The 19,813-nt window shown below is 46.8% G+C and carries 15 protein-coding genes; 4 read left to right on the top strand and 11 right to left on the bottom strand.

The window, feature by feature from the left end:
* Window positions 1–318: 318 nt before the first annotated feature.
* Window positions 319–2,340, top strand: coding sequence for a TonB-dependent receptor plug domain-containing protein (locus ACOIT5_RS15345; protein WP_423127036.1), 2,022 nt, complete (start codon window positions 319–321; stop codon window positions 2,338–2,340).
* A 74-nt stretch (window positions 2,341–2,414) separates the two neighbouring features.
* On the opposite strand, the gene ACOIT5_RS15340 is transcribed toward ACOIT5_RS15345, so the two are convergent.
* The 11 genes from ACOIT5_RS15340 to ACOIT5_RS15290 all read right to left on the bottom strand — a co-directional run bounded on the left by ACOIT5_RS15340 (window position 2,415) and on the right by ACOIT5_RS15290 (window position 14,049).
* Window positions 2,415–3,545, bottom strand: coding sequence for a THUMP domain-containing class I SAM-dependent RNA methyltransferase (locus ACOIT5_RS15340; RefSeq protein ID WP_423127035.1), 1,131 nt, complete (start codon window positions 3,543–3,545; stop codon window positions 2,415–2,417).
* 13 nt (window positions 3,546–3,558) lie between these two features.
* Window positions 3,559–4,473 carry a serine O-acetyltransferase EpsC gene (gene epsC / locus ACOIT5_RS15335; RefSeq protein WP_423127034.1) on the bottom strand — a complete coding sequence of 305 codons (915 nt, stop codon included), beginning with the start codon at window positions 4,471–4,473 and terminating at the stop codon, window positions 3,559–3,561.
* Window positions 4,474–4,477: 4 nt separating this feature from the next.
* A complete protein-coding gene (gene cysK, locus ACOIT5_RS15330; RefSeq protein ID WP_423127033.1) occupies window positions 4,478–5,416 on the bottom strand; it encodes a cysteine synthase A in 939 nt (312 codons plus the stop codon).
* Between the two features lie 97 nt (window positions 5,417–5,513).
* Window positions 5,514–6,029: an AAA family ATPase gene (locus ACOIT5_RS15325; RefSeq protein WP_423127032.1), complete on the bottom strand. Its 516-nt coding sequence runs from the start codon at window positions 6,027–6,029 to the stop codon at window positions 5,514–5,516.
* A gap of 42 nt (window positions 6,030–6,071) precedes the next feature.
* A complete protein-coding gene (gene pnuC, locus ACOIT5_RS15320) occupies window positions 6,072–6,689 on the bottom strand; it encodes a nicotinamide riboside transporter PnuC (protein WP_423127031.1) in 618 nt (205 codons plus the stop codon).
* Window positions 6,690–6,693: 4 nt separating this feature from the next.
* A complete protein-coding gene (locus ACOIT5_RS15315) occupies window positions 6,694–8,307 on the bottom strand; it encodes a S41 family peptidase (RefSeq protein ID WP_423127030.1) in 1,614 nt (537 codons plus the stop codon).
* Between the two features lie 143 nt (window positions 8,308–8,450).
* A complete protein-coding gene (guaA, locus tag ACOIT5_RS15310; RefSeq protein ID WP_423127029.1) occupies window positions 8,451–9,980 on the bottom strand; it encodes a glutamine-hydrolyzing GMP synthase in 1,530 nt (509 codons plus the stop codon).
* A gap of 97 nt (window positions 9,981–10,077) precedes the next feature.
* Complete coding sequence (locus tag ACOIT5_RS15305) at window positions 10,078–11,679, bottom strand: CotH kinase family protein (RefSeq protein ID WP_423127028.1); 1,602 nt, start codon at window positions 11,677–11,679, stop codon at window positions 10,078–10,080.
* Between the two features lie 87 nt (window positions 11,680–11,766).
* On the bottom strand, window positions 11,767–13,320 hold the full coding sequence (gene rny, locus ACOIT5_RS15300) for a ribonuclease Y (protein WP_423127027.1): 1,554 nt from the start codon (window positions 13,318–13,320) through the stop codon (window positions 11,767–11,769).
* A gap of 104 nt (window positions 13,321–13,424) precedes the next feature.
* The gene (locus ACOIT5_RS15295; protein ID WP_423127026.1) at window positions 13,425–13,718 is read right to left on the bottom strand and encodes a cell division protein ZapA; all 294 of its coding nucleotides are present in this window, start codon (window positions 13,716–13,718) and stop codon (window positions 13,425–13,427) included.
* Window positions 13,719–13,734: 16 nt separating this feature from the next.
* Window positions 13,735–14,049 carry a hypothetical protein gene (locus ACOIT5_RS15290; protein WP_423127025.1) on the bottom strand — a complete coding sequence of 105 codons (315 nt, stop codon included), beginning with the start codon at window positions 14,047–14,049 and terminating at the stop codon, window positions 13,735–13,737.
* A gap of 121 nt (window positions 14,050–14,170) precedes the next feature.
* Between ACOIT5_RS15290 and ACOIT5_RS15285 the strand changes: the two genes are divergently transcribed.
* The 3 genes from ACOIT5_RS15285 to ACOIT5_RS15275 all read left to right on the top strand — a co-directional run bounded on the left by ACOIT5_RS15285 (window position 14,171) and on the right by ACOIT5_RS15275 (window position 19,763).
* A complete protein-coding gene (locus ACOIT5_RS15285) occupies window positions 14,171–15,880 on the top strand; it encodes a M23 family metallopeptidase (protein ID WP_423127024.1) in 1,710 nt (569 codons plus the stop codon).
* Window positions 15,881–16,154: 274 nt separating this feature from the next.
* Complete coding sequence (locus ACOIT5_RS15280) at window positions 16,155–18,590, top strand: SLBB domain-containing protein (RefSeq protein WP_423127023.1); 2,436 nt, start codon at window positions 16,155–16,157, stop codon at window positions 18,588–18,590.
* A 48-nt stretch (window positions 18,591–18,638) separates the two neighbouring features.
* Entirely contained in the window at window positions 18,639–19,763 is a 1,125-nt protein-coding gene (locus ACOIT5_RS15275; RefSeq protein ID WP_423127022.1) for a Wzz/FepE/Etk N-terminal domain-containing protein, read from the top strand.
* Window positions 19,764–19,813: the final 50 nt, after the last annotated feature.

Below are 19,813 nucleotides of genomic sequence, written 5' to 3'. Positions count from 1 at the left end.
TATAAAAAAGAATTTCAGGTCTTTTATTGTTCGATTTTCTTTATCATGAATAAATAAAATTGATGACCTGAATGATTCACGGCTTTGAGATGTTACGGGGTTTACATAAAATTGTTCAATTACCGCCGTATGTTCTCAAACAAAATAAAACCGAAATCTCCTTATTTTAAAATCGTTAATTTTTTAGTATCTTAAAAAGCGGCCCTCTCTTTCATCCCCGTTAAGCTCCGTCCAAATAATTCCTTACATTTACGCCCGTCTTTTTAAGATCTATTTATTTTAATGAAAAAATGTAATGAAAACCCAAAACGGGCTGAAGTGATTACATTCAAACAATGGGGAGGACATGGTTATTCATTGTTCCGGGCATTAAACAGAAAAGTCCGTATCGCCGTACTGGCGGTGGCTTATCTGACAGTTGCCCTGCCCGATGAAACCTTTGCCCAAACCACCGGTTTGGATGTAAACATGGAGTATGACCTTGATGAGATCGAGGTCAGCGCCCAGAGAGCGCCTGCCAGTTATTCGCAGGTGGCACGGATCGTATCCGTGATTGAGCGTGAACAAATTGAGGCGACGCCTGCCGGCAGTATTCAGGACCTCCTGGAATATGCCATAGGTGTCGACATCCGGCAACGAGGAACCTACGGGATCCAGGCAGACGTTTCTGTCAGGGGAGGTTCGTTCGACCAAACCCTCATCCTGCTCAACGGGATCAATCTTTCCGACCCGCAAACCGGCCACCACAACCTGAACCTGCCGGTTAGTTTAAAAAACATCAAACGTATCGAAATCTTAAACGGCCCATCGGCCCGTGTTTATGGTCCCAACGCTTTTTCGGGCGCCATTAACATTGTGACTGATGCCGGCGATGCCAATGCCTTGGGAGTGGACGTCGCATTTGGAGAACACGGGCTGCGTGATCTCAATGTTTCGGGTAATCTTAAGCAGGGGAAAATGAACAGTTTTCTCGCAGTGAACCGGACCGCCTCGTCGGGATACCTGAAAAACACCGATTTTGAAACCTTCAACATCTTTTACCACGGAAAACTTCACACTTCTCCGGGTAAACTCGATTTTCAGATCGGCCATTCCAGCAAAGCATTCGGGGCAAACAGTTTTTACACCCCGAGGTACCCCAACCAGTTTGAGGAAACCAGAACGACTTTTGCTTCGGTAAAAATGGAAACCGGCGATAAACTGCATATCACGCCGGCCCTGTATTGGCGACGCCACCACGACCGCTTTGAGCTTTTCCGGGACAATCCGGACAGCTGGTATACCGGACACAATTACCATATGACCGATGTATACGGCGCCAGCCTCAACAGTTGGTTCAGCAGCCAGTTGGGGAAAACGGCTTTTGGAGCCGAATTTCGGTCCGAAAATATCTGGAGTAACGTTCTGGGCGAACCGATGGACGAGCCGCTTGATGTTCCCGGAGAAAAAGGCAAGCAGTTCACCCGGTCGCATTCGCGTACCACCGTATCGTACTTTGCCGAACATACCTTTTATATCAGCCGGTTTACCGCCTCGGCAGGAGCAATGGCCAACTGGATTTCGGATCTGAATTTCAACTGGAAGGTTTACCCCGGCATCGATATGAGCTATCAACTGACCGATCAGCTGAAAGCCTATGCTTCTGTAAACAAATCGCTGCGGATGCCAACCTATACCGACCTGTATTACAGCGGACCAACCAACCGGGGAAATCCAAACCTGAAACCCGAAAAATCAACCACTGCCGAAGGCGGACTAAAATTCAGAAACAACTGGTTAACAGCCCAGTCTCTTTATTACCATCGTGTTGGGAAAGATCTGATCGACTGGGTCAGGGAAAGCGAAGAGTATTTATGGGAAACCCGCAATCTGACCAAAATAATCTCCGACGGGGTCGAACTGGCCGCCGAACTAAACCTGAACAAACTGGCAGGACGGCGGTTTTTTTTACGTAGTTTTGGCGTAAATTATTCATACAATACCCTGGATCAGGGCGAAAGCAATTACCTGTCAAATTACGTTTTAGACAACCTGAAGCACAAACTGGTCTTAACCCTTGACCAATCGGTATGGAAAAATATCCATGCTTCCTGGAAACTGCGTTATCAGGACAGAAATGGAAACTACGAGCGTTTTGAGGATACGCAACATGTTGGCACGACTGCCTATAAACCATTTTGGCTGACCGATCTGAAAGTTTATTACAGAAAAGACGCTGCCTCGATTTACCTGACAGCCACCAACCTGTTTGACCGGTCGTATGTTGATATTGGTAATCTGGCTCAGCCGGGCCGGTGGATCAGCATTGGTTTTAAATACCAGCTTGATTTTAAGCAGTAAGTCAAAATACACGCTAACTTAAAACTGAAGGTGTTCCAAAAAAGTAATTGGAGCACCTTCACTATTTTCAAACTTTACCTGCGGGAACCTTTGTACAGCTCGTATTTTCGAAAACTACAGGCCAAGGCCCCGTTGAAGAGGGGAATCTTTTTCGCGGGTTTTAATCCAATTGATTTCAGGCATTCATTCGTACTGATGATCCAGGCCTCAGTATCCGGATAATGGTGTTTCAGGCGTTCGCCAATCATGGCGTAAAAAGACTCATCACCTGCCTCTATTCGCTCGCCGTAAGGTGGGTTGAACAGGAGAAAATTTGAATCGTCCTTTTTTTCGAGAGAACGGAAATCGGCTATTTCCAGTTTCACCAGTTCCTGCACCCGGGCCTTTTCGGCATTGCGGGATGCCAGGTCAATGTATTTTCGTGAAAGATCAAATCCGTAAATCTTAAAATTGACCGGCTCATGAAGGATGCCTGATTCAACTTTCTCAAACAGCGCCGGATCAAAATTTTTCCAGTTCTCAAAAGTATATTTTCTTCCCAACTCACCGGGCAACACGTTTTTGGCCAGCATGGCTGCTTCAATTGCGATGGTTCCCGATCCGCACATCGGGTCGGTCAGCGGCTCTTTACCGTTCCATCCCGATAGTTTTAACATGCCGGCAGCCAGCACTTCGCTGATCGGCGCCTCGTGGTTACCGGTACGGTATCCCCGCTTATGCAACGATTCGCCGCTGCTGTCGAGCGAAACCGTACATTCATTATTGGCAATATGAAGGTTGATCAATACCTGGGGAGAATTTGCATCCACCGAAGGACGCCGGCTAAGCGCCCTGCGAAAGCGGTCCACCACGGCATCTTTCAACTTTAAAGAAGCGAACATCGAATTCCGGAACAACTCACTGAAAACATTGCTTTGCACAGCAAAGGTTTTATCCGGTGAAAAATAATCTTCCCACCTGATTTTTGACGCTTGATGGTAAAGATCGTCGGCTTTATGTATTTTAAATGTCCTTAAAGGAACCAGAATTTTTAATGCTGTTCGCAGCGAATAATTGGCCTGGTAAACCAAGTCAAGTTCGCCAGAGAAATAAACAGCCCGGCGGGCCACCTGAACTTCATCGGCATTCAGGCTAAGCAATTCCTGGGCCAGCACCTCTTCCAGTCCGGCATAGGTGGTCGCTACCAGTTGATTTTTATCAGTCATTTTTTTTTAGAAATTAAATGCCTGCACCGTCACGAAACGAAGTTTCACGGGCCTTAAACTGAACAATTTTGGAGTCGGGCGGCACATTATTCGTCACCCAAACATTACCGCCGATCACCGAATTTTTACCAATGCGAATCCGCCCCAGGATCGTAGCCTGCGCGTAAATAATCACATTATCTTCCACAATCGGGTGACGGGGCACGCCTTTAATCGGGTTCCCCTGCTCATCGAGCGGAAAGCTTTTGGCTCCCAGGGTGACCCCCTGATACAGTTTCACGTTGTTCCCGATGATGCAGGTCGAACCAACCACCACGCCGGTTCCGTGATCGATGGTAAACGACTCGCCGATCTGGGCCTTGGGATGAATGTCAATCCCCGTTTCAGAATGGGCCATTTCACCAATGATACGCGGAATAAGCGGCACTCCCAGCTCGAGCAAACGGTGAGCAATCCGGTAATTTGAGATCGCCCGGATGGCGGGATAACAAAAAATGACCTCGCTCCGGCTCTTGGCTGCCGGATCGCCCAGGAAGGCCGCCTCCACATCGGTCACCAGCAAGCGGCGTATCTCGGGAAGATAGGATATAAAATCGGATGCCAGTCCCTGCGCAAACCGCTGTCGTTCCTGCATATCGAATGTTTTCGGGTCGTCGCATGTGAAGCACAGACCCGCCATGATTTGTTCAGACAACAGTTCAAACAATTCATCCACATAAACCCCCATATAGTGACGGATGGCATCCTGGCGCAAGCTGGTATTGCCAAAATAGCCCGGGAATAAAATCTCGCGTGACATGTTGACAATTTTATTCAGTTTTTCGGTGGAAGGAATTGGTTCCCCAAGACGGTGCTCGTGGCAAACCATGCTGTAGGTTGCCGCATCAGCCAGCTGATCGACAGCCCGGTTGATTTTACTGATTATCATGTGATCAAATTGCATTTTTCTCGTCATTAAATAAAGTGGTACTTAAATAGCGTTCGCCCGTATCACAGATCACAACAACCAGATGCTTGCCGTTGTTCTCTTCACGTTTGGCAATTTGCAGGGCCGCATACACATTAGCCCCGGAAGAGATGCCGCAAAAAATTCCCTCTTCTTTGGCCAATACGCGCGCCTGTTCAAATGCGGTGTCGTCGTCAACAGGAAAAATCTCGTCGCAAATACCTGTATTCAGAATTTTCGGGATAAACCCCGGACCAATTCCCTGTATTTTATGCGGGCCGGCGCCTTTACCCGAAAGCACGGCAGAAGCTTGCGGTTCAACCACCACGCTGTAAAGCGCCGGCTTTTTCTGTTTCAGCGCTTCCGAAACACCGGTAATGGTTCCACCCGTACCTGCACCGGCCACAAAAATATCAACCAGCCCGTCGGTATCTGTCCAGATCTCCTCGGCCGTGGTTATCCGGTGCATTTCAACATTGGCCGGATTTTCGAACTGCATGGGTACGAAGGAGTTTTCGATCGTTTGAGCCAGTTCTTCCGTCCGGGCAATGGCTTCTTTCATTCCGCCCTTTGCCGAAGTCAGCACCAATTCTGCCCCGTACGCTTTCAGGATCAGCCGGCGCTCAACAGAAACACTTTCGGGCATAACAATAAGCAATTTATAGCCGCGAACGGCGCAAACCAGCGCCAATCCGATTCCGGTATTTCCGCTGGTCGGTTCAATAATAACCGTATCCTGCCTGATTAAACCGTTCAGCTCAGCCGCTCTGATCATCGCCAGGGCTAAACGGTCTTTAACCGAACCGCCCGGGTTCCGGGATTCTAACTTGGCATAAACATGCGCATAACAACCGGTTGTAACCCGGTTTAGTTTAACCATTGGCGTTTGGCCAATCAGTTGGGTGATATCAGAAGCTATATTCATTGTTCCACAGTTTCGTAAAACACTAACAAAAGTCATCTTTTTCTATATGAAATACAAGTCAGCCGGAACCTAAATTCCTATGACGACCCGATTAATTTCAAAGAATGGATTTCACCGCCTTAATGGCGTTTAAAACCCGCTCATCGCCCAAGCCACCAATTTCGACAAAAGGGAACCCGCGATTGATCAATTCCTGTTTGTAAATTTGAAATAATTGTTCCCGCTCGGCGCCTCCATGCTCACGAAGCGGATCGGGCTCCCAGGGAAGATCGGGTTTACACAGCAGGTACAAATCAACCGGATTTTCGTCGATCGCCTGCTCAAGCCAATCGGGTAACCGCTTGTACGCCCATTCAAACCAAACTTTGGTGATGATCAGCCAGGTATCAAAAAAAACCAACTCTTCTGACGAATTCCGGGCTTCGTAATATTGCCGGAGCTGAACCCGGGCAATCTCCGCCACATCATCCCAGGTGTAACGGGATCCTTTGGCGGCCAGGTACTCACGGGCATACTCCTGGTAGGAAGCCGCCTCAAAATACACGGATAATTCGTTGGTTAGCGTACTCTTCGCGGTTGATTCGGGGCCGGTGATCACTATAATTTTTTTCATTCGTCGCTAGATTACCTGATATACGCTGTTTCTGACCGGATGTTAGTTATAGCTCAAGCCGGTTTGATTTGTTTTCAACAGATTCTTTCTCCAACTGACATAACCCCAGGCAGCCATGATGGTATACACCACAAATAAAATCACGGTGGGCCACAATCCTTTAAGCGCATACAAAACGGCTGAAAGGAAATCGACAAAAATCCAGATTAACCAGTGCTCAAGGTATTTCCGGGCAAGCATCCAGGTAGCGACCAGGCTAAGCGCGGTAGTCAGCGCATCGCCGTTCGGGATGGGCGAATCGGTATAATTTTTCAGAACAAAAACAATGATCAGAAAAAACATAAGGGAAGCCAATGCCAGGGGGATCCAAAGTTTTCGCGGTGTAAAGCTCACCGGCAAGTGTGCTTTCCGGTCGGGGTTTCCTTTCAGCCAAAAATACCAGCCATAGATACTCACCAGAACATAGTAGACCTGTAAGGCCATATCGGCATAAAACTTCGACACAAAAAATACATACACGTACAAAGCCGAAGTGATCAATCCAACCGGCCAGGTCAGTATATTTTGCCTGATTGACAAAATGATATACACCAGTCCGAGTACCGAACCCAGCACTTCAATATAATTAGCTTCCAGCCAATTGAGGATGACGTCATTCATGTAATTATTTTTCTACCAGAAGCTTATCGTATTCGGCGTTATTTTTTAGGACCTCCAACGCCTTTTGTATGATCTTTTCATCCTGGTTGATAATCTGATAGTAATATCCTGAACCGTACAGGCTGCGCGCCAGGATGGCCTTTGCCTGCTTTTTTATGATCGGCCGGGCAAATTCGAGGCTTTCAGTATTTTTTTCTACTTTTTCTTTATCTGCCTCGGCCACTATGACGGTGATCAAATCATCGGTGACAACAAATTTATCTTTAAAGGAACTGAATTCGGGATATTGTTTTGTCAGCTTATCCCGGTTGGCATCCAGGTAATTCAACACCACCGTGTTTAAGATATTCCTGCGGACCAACTGGTTATAATACACATAATTGGCCGAGGTATCCATCGGGACGAAAATATCGGGCATCACACCGCCGCCGCCATATACGATTCGCTTGCTTTTCAATGTTTCGTACACCTGCGTTTGATCAAAATGAATGCTGTCTTCCGAGAAAAGCTCGCCGTTTTCAAAACGGGTCAGGTAATCTTTGCGGTATTCTTCGAGACCATTCTGATAGGGTTTCTGTATGCCCCGCCCGCTGGGGGTGTAGTAGTGAGCCGTGGTCAGTCTGATCATGGAACCGTCGTTCAGCGGAAATGGCTGCTGAACCAGTCCTTTTCCAAACGAGCGGCGACCGATGATAATCCCGCGGTCCCAATCCTGAACTGCTCCGGCCACAATTTCACTTGCCGATGCAGATCCTTCATCAATTAAAACAATCAGTTTACCTTGTTCAAATTCGCCCAAAGCCGTTGACCGGTATTCTTTACGCTTATCATGGACTCCTTCGGTATAAACCACCAAACGCGAAGCCATCAAAAAATGATCGGCCAGCTCGATAGCCGCGGTCAGGTAGCCGCCGCCATTGCCACGTAAATCAAGTACCAGATTTTTAAAGCCCGGAGTCTTTTTTAAATCTTTAATAGCTGATAAAAATTCATCGGAGGTAGTGGCTGAAAACCGGTTTAACTTGATATAACCTGTTGCATCATTGATCATGTATGAGGCGTCGAGGCTGTTGATCGGTATTTTATCGCGGATAATCGTAAAGTCGAGCAGATCGGCACTTGATTTCCGCTGCACTTTCAGGCTCACCTTTGTTCCCTTGTCCCCGCGAAGCATATCCATCACATCGCTGTTTTTCAATCCAACGCCGGCAATTGTTTTCCCGTCAACTACCAAAATCCGGTCGCCGGGGAAAAGTCCTACTTTTTCAGAAGGTCCTCCCGGGATGATCGATACGACCAGCAACGTGTCTTTCATGATGTTGAACGAGATGCCGATTCCTTCGAAGCTTCCCTTCAACGGTTCGTTCATCTTCTCCACTTCCTCTTTCGAGATATAAACGGAATGAGGGTCCAGCTTTTCAAGAACCTCATTAATGGCCACTTCAGTCAACTTATTGATATCGGTCGTATCCACATAATAGCTTTCAATCAGGCGTAATAAACGTCCGAATTTCATCATATTGGCCTGCATATCCTGTGCTTGCACCGCCGGGCTGAATGCAAACAAACCAAAAATGAAAATTAAACTGATTCCGGTTAATTTTATTCGACTGCTCATCCTCTCACATATTAAATTTCATGAACCGATAAAGATAAAACAATATCAGGCAGATACAAAAACACGACCAATAATAAATGTTAACACGAATTCGCCCGCTGAGAAACGCAAAAAAAGGGAAGTCGACGACCTCCCCTGGTATTTTATTCCCACTCGATGGTTGCGGGTGGTTTTGAACTGATATCGTATACAACACGGTTGATTCCCCGCACTTTATTGATAATTTCGTTCGAGATCCTGGCCAAAAACTCGTAAGGCAGATGGACCCAATCGGCAGTCATCCCATCGGTTGACATCACCGCCCGGAGAGCGACGACATTTTCATAGGTACGTTCATCACCCATAACGCCTACCGACTGAACAGGCAGCAACATCACACCGGCCTGCCATACCTGGTCGTAGAGTTTCCATTCTTTCAAACCGTTAATAAAAATCGCGTCGGCTTCCTGCAATATCCGGACTTTTTCGGGCGTGATATCGCTCAGAATACGGATTCCCAGTCCTGGTCCGGGAAAGGGATGACGCCCCAGCAATTCATCTTTGATGCCCAGCGCTTTTCCTACCCGGCGTACCTCGTCTTTAAATAACAGGTTCAGCGGCTCCACCACTTTCAGGTTCATTTTTTCGGGAAGGCCGCCCACGTTGTGGTGCGACTTGATGGTTGCCGATGGCCCGTTCACCGAAACCGATTCAATCACATCGGGATAAATCGTACCCTGCGCCAACCATTTAACATCCTGTATTTTGTGAGCCTCTTCATCGAATACTTCAATGAAATCGCGGCCAATGATTTTGCGTTTTTGCTCCGGCTCGGTAATGCCTTTCAGATCGTTCCAGAATTTCTCCCTGGCATTCACGCCAATCACGTTCAGACCCATATCTTTGTATGAGTCCAGCACAGTTTCGAATTCATTTTTCCGGAGCAAACCGTTATCAACAAAAATACAGGTCAGGTTTTTACCGATGGCTTTATTCAGCAAAACCCCGGCAACAGACGAGTCGACCCCGCCCGACAAGCCAAGCACCACCTTGTCATTCCCCAGCTTTGCTTTCAATTGGGCGACGGTTGTTTCGATAAATGAATCCGGCGTCCAGTTCTGTTGGCAACCACAGATATCCACCGCAAAGTTTTTCAGCAACTGAGTGCCTTCGGTGGTATGATAAACCTCGGGATGAAACTGGATGGCGTAGGTTGTTTCGCCGTATATTTTGTAAGCGGCATTTTTTACGTCTCCGGTAGAGGCAATCACTTTATAATTATCAGGCAGACGTTCGATGGTATCGCCATGCGACATCCACACCTGCGTATTCAGTGTCATGTGCCTGAACAATTCGTTTTCCTGATCGATGTATCCCAAATTGGCCCGGCCATACTCGCGCGAGTTGGACGGCAGCACCTCGCCGCCAAAAAAGTGGGCCAGGTATTGCGCTCCGTAACAAACGCCCAACAGCGGCAATTTCCCTTTGATTGCTGAAAGGTCGGGCCGGGGCGCATTTTCGTCGCGAACAGAAAAAGGGCTTCCGCTTAATATCACGCCTTTAACGCTTTGGTCGATGGAAGGAAAATGATTAAACGGGTGAATTTCGCAATAGATATTCAGCTCGCGTACCCGCCGTCCGATCAACTGCGTGTATTGGGAACCGAAATCAAGGATTAGGATTTTCTCTTGCATGAATCTGATTTTTGATGGCCCAAAGATAGAAAAATACTCCTGAGTACCGAAGCCTGAAATCCACCCGGTCCCGATTATTCACATTCATTTTATAGAATCAATACTTCACCAGTTTGCCCGAATAGTAAACGCGTTCGTTTGAACTAAGCCGGATCAGGTAAACGCCGGCAGGCAAAATATGCAGCCCTTCAATCTGAACAGGATTGGCTTGGCTGTCCAGTTCCCGCGTTATTTGAAGGGAACCATGCACGTTGAAAAGCTGCAAAATCAGATTTTCGGTCAGGCCGTCGCTAAACTTCAACTGTAATCCGTCGCGAAACGGGTTGGGGTAAACCGAAATTTCAGCCAGCTCTTCTTCCACGGGCGCCACATACAAGTCGTCGATCGCCGCGTCGAGCCAAGCCAGTCTGCCCGCGATCCAGTTTTTCATCCAACTTATTTCCGACTGATAGGTTAAGCCCACATAAGCGTTGGGCCAGACCCACTCGCCCAAAACAGACCATCGCGAAAAGTTACGCCCCTGGGCCTGATGAAGTAAGCCGGTCAGGCTGTCAACCACGAACGTGATCTGCTGATCCGACAGTTCGTGCCGGCGTAAACTTTGCCAACGTTCTTTCAGCTTACGGCGAAAGGTGTTGTCGGCAAACAAAATTTTCCACCAGAACGGATTCTGCCAGTAATCCTCCCCCAGGTCGGCCTGAAACTGAAAGCCGGACGTGTATTCACCCCTGTAATAGTTGGCATTCCCGTAGGCCAGGTTAAAATCCCAGATGGGCCCCATCTTCAGCTTTTCGCCCTTATCTTTATACAAAAAGGTACTTAAACGGTAACCGTCAATATTTTTCGACAACTCATTCATCAGCATATAATCAATAAAACCGGACTCGTCGGCCAGACTCCGAAAGCCATTTTCGCCATCGAGGTTATTATCGAACAAGGCCTTTTCAATTTTTTCCACATAGTTTCTGATGTACAGTTTTTGTTGATAAGCCATGGTCTCCGTTTTGGGGTATTCGTATTGGAAGTAGGTGTATTTATTGCTGTTGTTGAAATACTTCGAATACCAACCCTCACCTCCTCCGCCTGTACTTTTATCAATTTTGATGATATATCCCCCGCTGATCTCTTCGGCCGAAACATCCTCGGGCAACAGGCGGGCAATATCTACCCGGTTTTTATCGCGTTTAATTTTTTCCATCAGCACATACACCCCCTGATACTGATCATTCAGAAACAATTCGACATAGCGGCAGCGCGGCGAGTAATGCCCCAACGAAGCATCGAGTGTAAATGTCAGCACGTTTCTGATCAGGGTTTTATCGGAATAGGGGGCATACAAAATCCAATCGTTTTCTTCGGGCATATCCAGCAAGGCCTGGTTCAGGTCTTCGCCGGTTTCGTCCTTCAGTTCAAAACCATATGATTTTTTCGGAAACATTTGTGACGACGAGCCGCGGATTTCGATGGCAATTTTTCCGTTGTAATGATTAAACGCATCGGACGAAGCATTCATTTGCCCGGCGCCGTTCCAGACAATCCCCATCCGTGCATCAATTTTTGGATCATCGGGGATCTCGTTTCCATCGGTAAAAATGGCGACCAGCGGCAAATTCGACGTTCCGAACCCGTTGTAAGGCTGGGCTTTCATTGAAAAAGAAAGAAGAAAACAGATTAAAGAAAGGAGTATACTTCTTCTCATAAGCAAATTGGTTGGTTAGGTTAGAAAAAAAGAGGCTGACTCATATGAGTTCAGCCTCTTTCATATTATGCTACGGTAGTCATTTTGTTATTTTGCATAGTTTACAGCACGCAACTCCCGGATAACGGTAATTTTGACCTGTCCGGGGTAGGTCATTTCGTCCTGGATATGTTTGGCGATGTCGTATGACAATTGTTCGGTTTCTTTATCCGAAATTTTGTCGCTGCCAACGATTACGCGTAATTCGCGACCGGCCTGGATGGCATAGGTTTTCAATACGCCCGGATAAGAAAGCGCCAGGTCTTCGAGGGCTTTCAACCGCTTGATGTACGATTCGACTACTTCGCGGCGGGCTCCCGGACGGGCTCCTGAAATGGCATCGCAAACCTGAACAATCGGGGCCAGCAGGCTTTGCATTTCCACCTCATCGTGGTGTGCCCCAATGGCATTGCAGATTTCCGGTTTCTCTTTATACTTTTCGGCCAGTTTCATCCCCAGTACAGCGTGCGGTAATTCCGGCTCGTCATCGGGCACTTTCCCGATATCATGCAACAATCCGGCGCGTTTGGCCCATTTGGGGTTCAGGCCCAGTTCCGAGGCCATGATGGCGCAGAGGTTAGCCACTTCGCGCGAGTGTTGCAGCAGGTTTTGTCCGTACGACGAACGGTATTTCATTTTACCGATCAGGCGGATCAGCTCGGGATGCAGTCCATGTACACCCAGGTCTATGGTTGTCCGTTTACCGGTTTCAATGATTTCATCTTCGACCTGTTTTTTCACTTTTGAAACCACTTCCTCGATACGGGCCGGGTGAATACGTCCGTCGGTTACCAACTGATGCAGGGCCAAACGGGCAATTTCGCGGCGAACCGGATCAAAGCCGGACAGAACAATCGCTTCGGGCGTATCATCAACAATAATCTCAACGCCGGTTGCTGCTTCCAGCGCGCGGATGTTACGGCCTTCGCGGCCAATGATCCGGCCTTTGATCTCGTCACTTTCAATGTGGAAAATGGTTACGGCATTTTCAATGGCCGTTTCTGTAGCTACCCGCTGAATGGTTTTAACCACTACCTTTTTCGCTTCTTTATTTGCCGTGAGCTTGGCCTCCTCCATGATCTCGTTGATGTAAGACATGGCCTCGGTTTTGGCCTCGCTTTTCAGCGATTCGACCAGCTGGGCCCGGGCTTCTTCGGCCGACAAGCCTGAAATGGCTTCCAATTGTTCCACCTGCTGACGGTGCAAACGCTCCAGTTCATCTTCTTTCTGCTGAATCATACTCATCTGAAGCGTCAGGTTTTCGCGGATGATATCCACCTCTTTCTTCTCCGTTTCAAAGTCTTTCAACTTCCGCTGGAACTCTTCTTTCCTCTGCAAATAACCGGTTTCCCTTTGTTTCAGTTTGTTTTCGAGAAGCCCGATTTTATTGTTCTTTTCGTTGATGTACTTTTCATGTTCGGCCTTAAGTTGAAGGAACTTTTCTTTGGCCTGAAGCATCTTATCTTTTTTTATCACTTCTCCTTCTGCTTCAGCTTCGCGAAGAATCTTTCTTTTCTTCCCCCGAATGGCTTTTTCCCATAAAAAATAGGAGGCTACCCCGCCACCGAGAAATCCAGAAATCACGTATAATATTATTTCCATCTTGGTTAATTGTTACTTATAATTAATAAAAAAGCCAGCATTTCAATTCAGTGTCAATACCTCAAACAAACACTGAATCAAAAGCGGGCCCGATATAGTGTATTTTATTCGTTTAATGACAAATAATCGTTCAATTGTTCGTCAAGTAGTTTTAGTTCCTCAACAAGCGGACTTTCATCTACTTTTTCTTCCATTTCCAGATTTTTCAACACAAACTGAAAAGCGGTCATCGCCAAAAAATCCTGCGCATCCTGGTTGACGTACTTTTGTTTGTATGCAAGAACGATATCATTAATCATTTTAGCAGCTTTCCGATACCTCTCCTCGTTTCTCCGTTCAATTTTTAACGGGTAAACCCTTCCGTTAATATTAATATTTATTGAAAGCTCGTCTGTCATTTATCCGATGTATCAGCTACACGTTTAATTGAGCAATACATTTATCAATTTCCCGCACTATTTTATTGATGCGTTGTTTTACCTGTTTCTTTTCGCCGTCGGATACCGATAAAACTTTTGCAACCTTTAAATCTTCATACTTTTTGACCAGGTAGTCATTTTCCGTTTTCAATCCGGCAATTTCTTTCTGCAGTTCAAACACTTGCATCTGCAGCTGTTTCTTTTCAGATTTCACGCTGTCATGCCTCTTGATTAACAGCCTGAGTTTTGCCTTGATATCTTCCAGTAAAATTTGATCCTGCTCGGTCATCACTGCATGTTTCTTGGACAAAATTAATATTTTTGCCCAAACGTTAACACGAAGATAACTTTATTTGTTGAATAGTACAGCCGCTTAAACAATTCTTATTCGCGTCAGGTTGTATTACACAACACAAAAATATACCGTTGCCATGAAACTTTGGACCCTGTTCTTCGCTGTCATACTATGCAAAATTGCATACCCGCAAGCGCCTGAAGCTGCTTATTTTGCTGATCCGGTAAAAATTCCGCTATCCTTATCCGGCAATTTCGGCGAACTGAGATCGAATCATTTCCATTCGGGCATCGATATCCGTACGGAAGGAAGGACCGGCTTACCGGTATATGCTGCTGCCGACGGCGAAGTTTCGAGAATTTTTGTTTCTCCTTCCGGCTTCGGATTAGCTTTGTATATTGATCATCCCAACGGTACGACAACCGTTTACGGACATCTTGACCGGTTGAACGACGAATTGGCCGCTTACACCAAAGCCGTTCAGTACGAAAAAGAGTCGTTTTCGGTTGATATCCCGGTCTCCAAAGGAAAATTTACGGTAAACAAAAATGAGTTGATTGCCTATAGCGGAAACAGCGGGAGTTCGGGCGGACCGCACCTGCATTTTGAAATCAGGGACACAAAAACCCAACAACCGGTAAATCCGTTGCTTAAACATTTCCGTCTTCATGACGATACCGCGCCAAAAATTCTGTCAGTGATGCTGTACCCGCTTTCCGACGACGCCCATGTTTACGGGAAAGCCGATCCGTACCGGATGGAGACTGTTTTCTACAACGGCGCCTATCACCTGAAAAACAACCCGGTGATCCCGGTTTACGGCGAGATTGGCTTCAGCCTTCAAACACTCGATTACCTGAACGGAAGCTGGAGCAAATGCGGCGTGTATTCGATCGAATTAGCCATCGATAACAAAACCGTTTACCTGTTTAAACTGGATAAACTGAGTTTTGATGAAACACGGTACCTGAACGCCCACATCGATTACGGGCACTTTCAGCGGAATAACAGGCGGCTGCACAAAAACTGGGTTGAACCGGGAAACAAACTGAACAATTACCCGGTGTTGGTGAATCGCGGAATCAGCCGTATGGACGATGGGAAAATCCACACGGTCGATTACCTCGTAAAAGATGTAAACGGCAACGAAAGCCGGTTTTCATTTAAAGTCCAATCGAAACAATCGAATGTTGGCAAAATCCAACGACCGGGCATCGCGGTAAATTACGACAAACCTCTTCATATTAACCAGGAAGGCCTGGAAGCAAATTTCAAAGCAGGTACATTTTACAGCGACTTCATCCTGGATTACCAGCTGAAACAGCCCAATAAGCTGTATTACTCGCCCATTTATAAATTACACAACGGCGAAATTCCGGTGCACCAGTATTTCGAACTGCGTATCAAAGCGGTTGATTTACCCAAACAGCTCGAAGATAAAGCGCTGATCGCGGCTGTCGATGAAAAAACCGGACAAAAATGGGCGCTTGGCGGCCAGTTCAGCCACGGATGGGTCGAGGCTAGCATCCGTCAACTGGGCAGCTTTGCGGTCGTAACTGATACGATTCCTCCCGTGATCAAACCAATTAACATCCAGAACCGGAGTATCATCACCGACAAAAATAAAATCAGTTTCATCATCAGCGACGACTTTTCGGGAATTTCAAGTTATCGCGGAGAGATTGACGGGCAATGGGTGTTGTTTGAATACGATGCAAAAAATAATCTGCTGGAATACCGCTTCGATTCGTCACGAATGGCATTCAACAAAAAACATCAGCTCAAATTGGTGGTCAGCGACGCGAAAAATAACCAAACCACCTATGAAGCCGGTTTTTATCGCTGATTTTCCCGGAATAAAGGAAAGTTGATTTTGTTTAAAAGTATTGAACGGATTGAAAATATGACCTAAGATGAATTTTTCTTTCCATATTTAACAAATAATTCTCTAATTTTGTCGGTCCCGGTCAGGCTTGCATGCAACCAAAAACGGGTTATCATCTCAGGCTGAAAGACAACATCGTCCCAAACAGCAGAAATGAGATAAAGTATTTTTACCCTGCAACAAAAAGAAAAAAATGCAGTTAACTGATAGAACCATGTTCAAACAATACAACATCATGTCAAGAAAAATCATCTGTTTATTTATGCTGGTCTGGCTGTGCGGATTTTCGACCTTCACATTTGCGCAGACAGATGTAAGTTCGGTTAAGGTTGAAAAACTCTCCGATCAGCAGATCCAGCAAATCATGACTGAAATTAACTCCCGCGGGCTGACCATGGATCAGGCAGTTGAACTGGCAAAAGCAAGAGGTGCAACACAACAGCAAATTAATCAGTTGTACCAACGGATGCAAAAAATGAAACTTAGCGCTGATCCCGGTCCAGCAGGCGACCTGCAAAAACTGCCGTCCAAAACAACAGAACTGCCCGACACCACCAGTAAGGTCGATTCGACCGATCAGCTTAAAAAAAATTTAAAAGAGGTGTCGCTGAAGAATCAAAAAATTTTTGGATACCAGTTGTTTAACCAGGAAAACCTGAGCTTCGAACCATCGGTCAACATCGCGGTTCCTGCCGATTATGTATTGGGTATCGGCGACGAAGTTGTAATACAGGTTTGGGGGGCCAGCCAGCAAACCTACCTGCTGCAGGTAGGCTCGAACGGCGCAGTAAACATACCTGACCTGGGACCTGTAAATGTGGCAAACCTGAACTATTCAACGGCTAAAGACTTGCTGTTAAAAAGGCTGACCGCGATTTACAACGGCATGGCCGGCGCCCATCCAAATACCTTTGCCGATGTCAGCGTCAGCAACATGCGTTCCATAAAAGTGAATGTGATCGGCGAGGCCATTACCCCGGGGACTTATACCCTGCCCTCTACCGCATCGGCCTTTAATGCCCTGTACCTTTCCGGTGGCCCGAATGAAAACGGTTCGTTCCGGAACATCCGCGTGATCCGTGACAACAAGCTTTTTGCCGAAATTGATGTTTACGATTACCTGATCAACTTCAATACAAAAAATAACATTTCGCTGCGCGATCAGGATATCATTTACATACCGGTATACAACAAACGGGTGGAAACATTCGGCGCTTTTAAACGCCAGGCTATTTTTGAACTGAAAGAGGATGAAAATATGCAGGATTTAATCCGCTTTTCAGGAGGGTTTAACGAAGAAGCGGCTTCATCGAGATTATTAATCACCCGTTATACCGACAACCAGTACCAGTTGGTCGACCTCGAAAAAGACCATTTTGAACGTTTTGTCCTGAAAAACGGCGATCAGATCAGGTCTGAAAAAGTAATCGACCGCTTTGAAAACCGGGTCAGTATCGAGGGAGCCGTTTTCCGTCCCGGAACCTATGCCCTGGACGAAAACATGAAATTATCGCAATTAATAGGGAAAGCAGGCGGCCTGCGCGAAGATTTTTACGCCCAGCGCGGCCTGATCATCCGCCTGGATGAACAGTTATTTCCAACCACCATCCCCTTCGATTTGGGCGATCTTTTTAGCGGTCTTAACGATCCCGTCCTGAAACGCGAAGACCAGGTGGTCATCCGGGATATTTTCAGCATGGGCGAAAAGCAAACCATCCGCATTCTCGGCGAAGTGATGTTTCCCGGCGAATACGGATTTTTCCGAAATATGTCGCTCAAAGACCTGGTCTTTCTTTCGGGCGGAATGAAAGAAGCAGCCAGCGAATCCTACATTGAGGTAGCCCGCCGGAATACCAAGGAAGAAGCCAGCACCATCAACAGCAAAATGGCCTCGCTGTACCAGTTTGAGATCGACCGCGACCTGAAATTGTCTGACGACGACGGCAGCTTCCTTTTGCAGGCATTCGACCAGGTTTACATTCGTAAAGCGCCCTCCTATCAGGCCCAGAAAACCGTACAGGTTACCGGCGAAGTTCAGTTCCCCGGCGAATACAGCATCAGCGATAAAAACGAACGTATCTCCGATTTAATCAACCGGGCCGGCGGATTAACGCCTTATGCATTCACGGGCGGAGCAAAACTGCGGCGGAGGATTGACGAACAATACCGGAGCCAGCTCGATGTCATCCAGCGAATGAAAGAAGCCCGCGATTCAACCATACAAATTGATATGTCGGCCAATTATGAAAACCTCGAATTAAAGTTATCCCATATCTTAAGAAGTCCGGGCACTTCGTATGATTATTTTCTGAAAGAAGGCGACCAGGTTTATATTCCGATGAAATCGGAAGAAATCTGGGTGAACGGCGAAATCATGAACCCGATGGGACTTGCCTGGGAAAGAGGCAAAAACGTGAAATACTACATTAACCGCAGCGGCGGATTTAGCGCGGACGCCAAGAAAAATAAAATTTACGTGGTGTACAGCAACGGAACGACAGACGTTACCCGGAGTTTCATCGTGAAAAAATACCCGCAGGTAGAACCAGGCAGCCAAATTGTTATTCCTGCAAAACCCGAACGAAAGACAACCGACAATACCGCCAAATGGCTGGCTATAACAAGCGCCCTGTCGTCTCTGGCAGTAGCCATGGCTGCTGTTCTCCGGTAAACCGGCGAGGCGATTCAGACAGTGTAAAGGAATTTTAACTGAATAATCATGGAAAAACCAAATACGATACCGCAATCATCCAAGCCCGTAGCCGACGATGAAATTGATCTGATTGCCCTGACCAAAAACCTGTGGAACGGACGACGGACCGTTATAAAATATACCCTCCTTGGCGTTTTTCTTGGTTTGCTAATCGCGCTCCTGTCGCCCAATAAGTTCACCGTGACCACGACCTTTGTACCTCAAACCGCCAATAATCAATCGTCCAAACTTGGCGGCCTTTCTTCGCTGGCGGCCATGGCCGGGTTTAACCTGAACAATATGGGAACTTCGGAGGCGCTCTCGCCGGTGATTTACCCGCGAATACTGAATTCACTTCCTTTTCAACTCGAACTGATGAATAGCCCCTTCAATTGCCCGGGTGTAGACCATCCAGTGAGCTTGTTCGAATATTATTCAGAATATGATAAAGGCGGCGTTTTGGGAAATATAAAAAAATACACCTTGGGGCTGCCCTGGCTGATCATCAAAGCAATTAAATCTGAGCCTGAACCGGCAGAAAAATTGGCTTCAGCAGGCGCTTTATTATCGCTGAACAAAGATCAGGAGGAAATTCGAAAAATGCTGGATGAAAAAATCAGCCTGAGCCTGAACGATAAGGAAGGTTATTTGTCACTGAGCGCCACCTTTCACGATGCGGCCCTGGCGGCCCAGGTTGCCAACAAAGCACAGGCGATGTTGCAGCAATACATTACAAAATACAAAATTGAAAAAGCTGAAGACCAGCTGCGCTTCATTCAGGACCGCTATAATGAGAAAAAAGCTGAATTTGAAGCCGTCCAACGGCAGCTGGCGCTTTTCCGCGACCGCAATAAAAATGTTTCAACAGCCATTGCCCAAACCGAGGAAGAACAACTGCTCAGCCAGTACAACATTGCTTATTCGGTTTTTTCAGAACTGGCCAAACAACTTGAACAGGCACAAATTCAGGTAAAAGAAGATACGCCCATTTTAACCGTGATTGACCCGGTACGCATTCCAACAGAGAAATCAGCGCCCAAACGCTCGATGATCCTGTTTATCTGGACTTTTCTGGGGGCCATTACCGGCACCGGGCTGGTGTTTGCAAAACAATACCTGGGCCTGATTAAAGAAAAATGGAGCGAACAATAAGAGGACAACGGGTGTTGATAACCCCGAACCCATTAAATCCCGAAAAGATC

Source organism: Gaoshiqia hydrogeniformans (assembly GCF_049347105.1).
Lineage (GTDB): Bacteria > Bacteroidota > Bacteroidia > Bacteroidales > Prolixibacteraceae > Gaoshiqia > Gaoshiqia hydrogeniformans.
This window is presented reverse-complemented; position numbering and strand designations above follow the sequence as displayed.

Coding starts and splice junctions, on each gene's coding strand:
- ACOIT5_RS15295 (WP_423127026.1), bottom strand. CDS start 13,718: ATGACAGACGAGCTTTCAATAAATATTAATATTAACGGAAGGGTTTAC.
- pnuC (WP_423127031.1), bottom strand. CDS start 6,689: ATGAATGACGTCATCCTCAATTGGCTGGAAGCTAATTATATTGAAGTG.
- guaA (WP_423127029.1), bottom strand. CDS start 9,980: ATGCAAGAGAAAATCCTAATCCTTGATTTCGGTTCCCAATACACGCAG.
- cysK (WP_423127033.1), bottom strand. CDS start 5,416: ATGAATATAGCTTCTGATATCACCCAACTGATTGGCCAAACGCCAATG.
- ACOIT5_RS15285 (WP_423127024.1), top strand. CDS start 14,171: ATGAAACTTTGGACCCTGTTCTTCGCTGTCATACTATGCAAAATTGCA.
- ACOIT5_RS15305 (WP_423127028.1), bottom strand. CDS start 11,679: ATGAGAAGAAGTATACTCCTTTCTTTAATCTGTTTTCTTCTTTCTTTT.
- ACOIT5_RS15275 (WP_423127022.1), top strand. CDS start 18,639: ATGGAAAAACCAAATACGATACCGCAATCATCCAAGCCCGTAGCCGAC.
- ACOIT5_RS15315 (WP_423127030.1), bottom strand. CDS start 8,307: ATGAGCAGTCGAATAAAATTAACCGGAATCAGTTTAATTTTCATTTTT.
- ACOIT5_RS15325 (WP_423127032.1), bottom strand. CDS start 6,029: ATGAAAAAAATTATAGTGATCACCGGCCCCGAATCAACCGCGAAGAGT.
- ACOIT5_RS15340 (WP_423127035.1), bottom strand. CDS start 3,545: ATGACTGATAAAAATCAACTGGTAGCGACCACCTATGCCGGACTGGAA.
- rny (WP_423127027.1), bottom strand. CDS start 13,320: ATGGAAATAATATTATACGTGATTTCTGGATTTCTCGGTGGCGGGGTA.
- ACOIT5_RS15280 (WP_423127023.1), top strand. CDS start 16,155: ATGTCAAGAAAAATCATCTGTTTATTTATGCTGGTCTGGCTGTGCGGA.
- epsC (WP_423127034.1), bottom strand. CDS start 4,473: ATGATAATCAGTAAAATCAACCGGGCTGTCGATCAGCTGGCTGATGCG.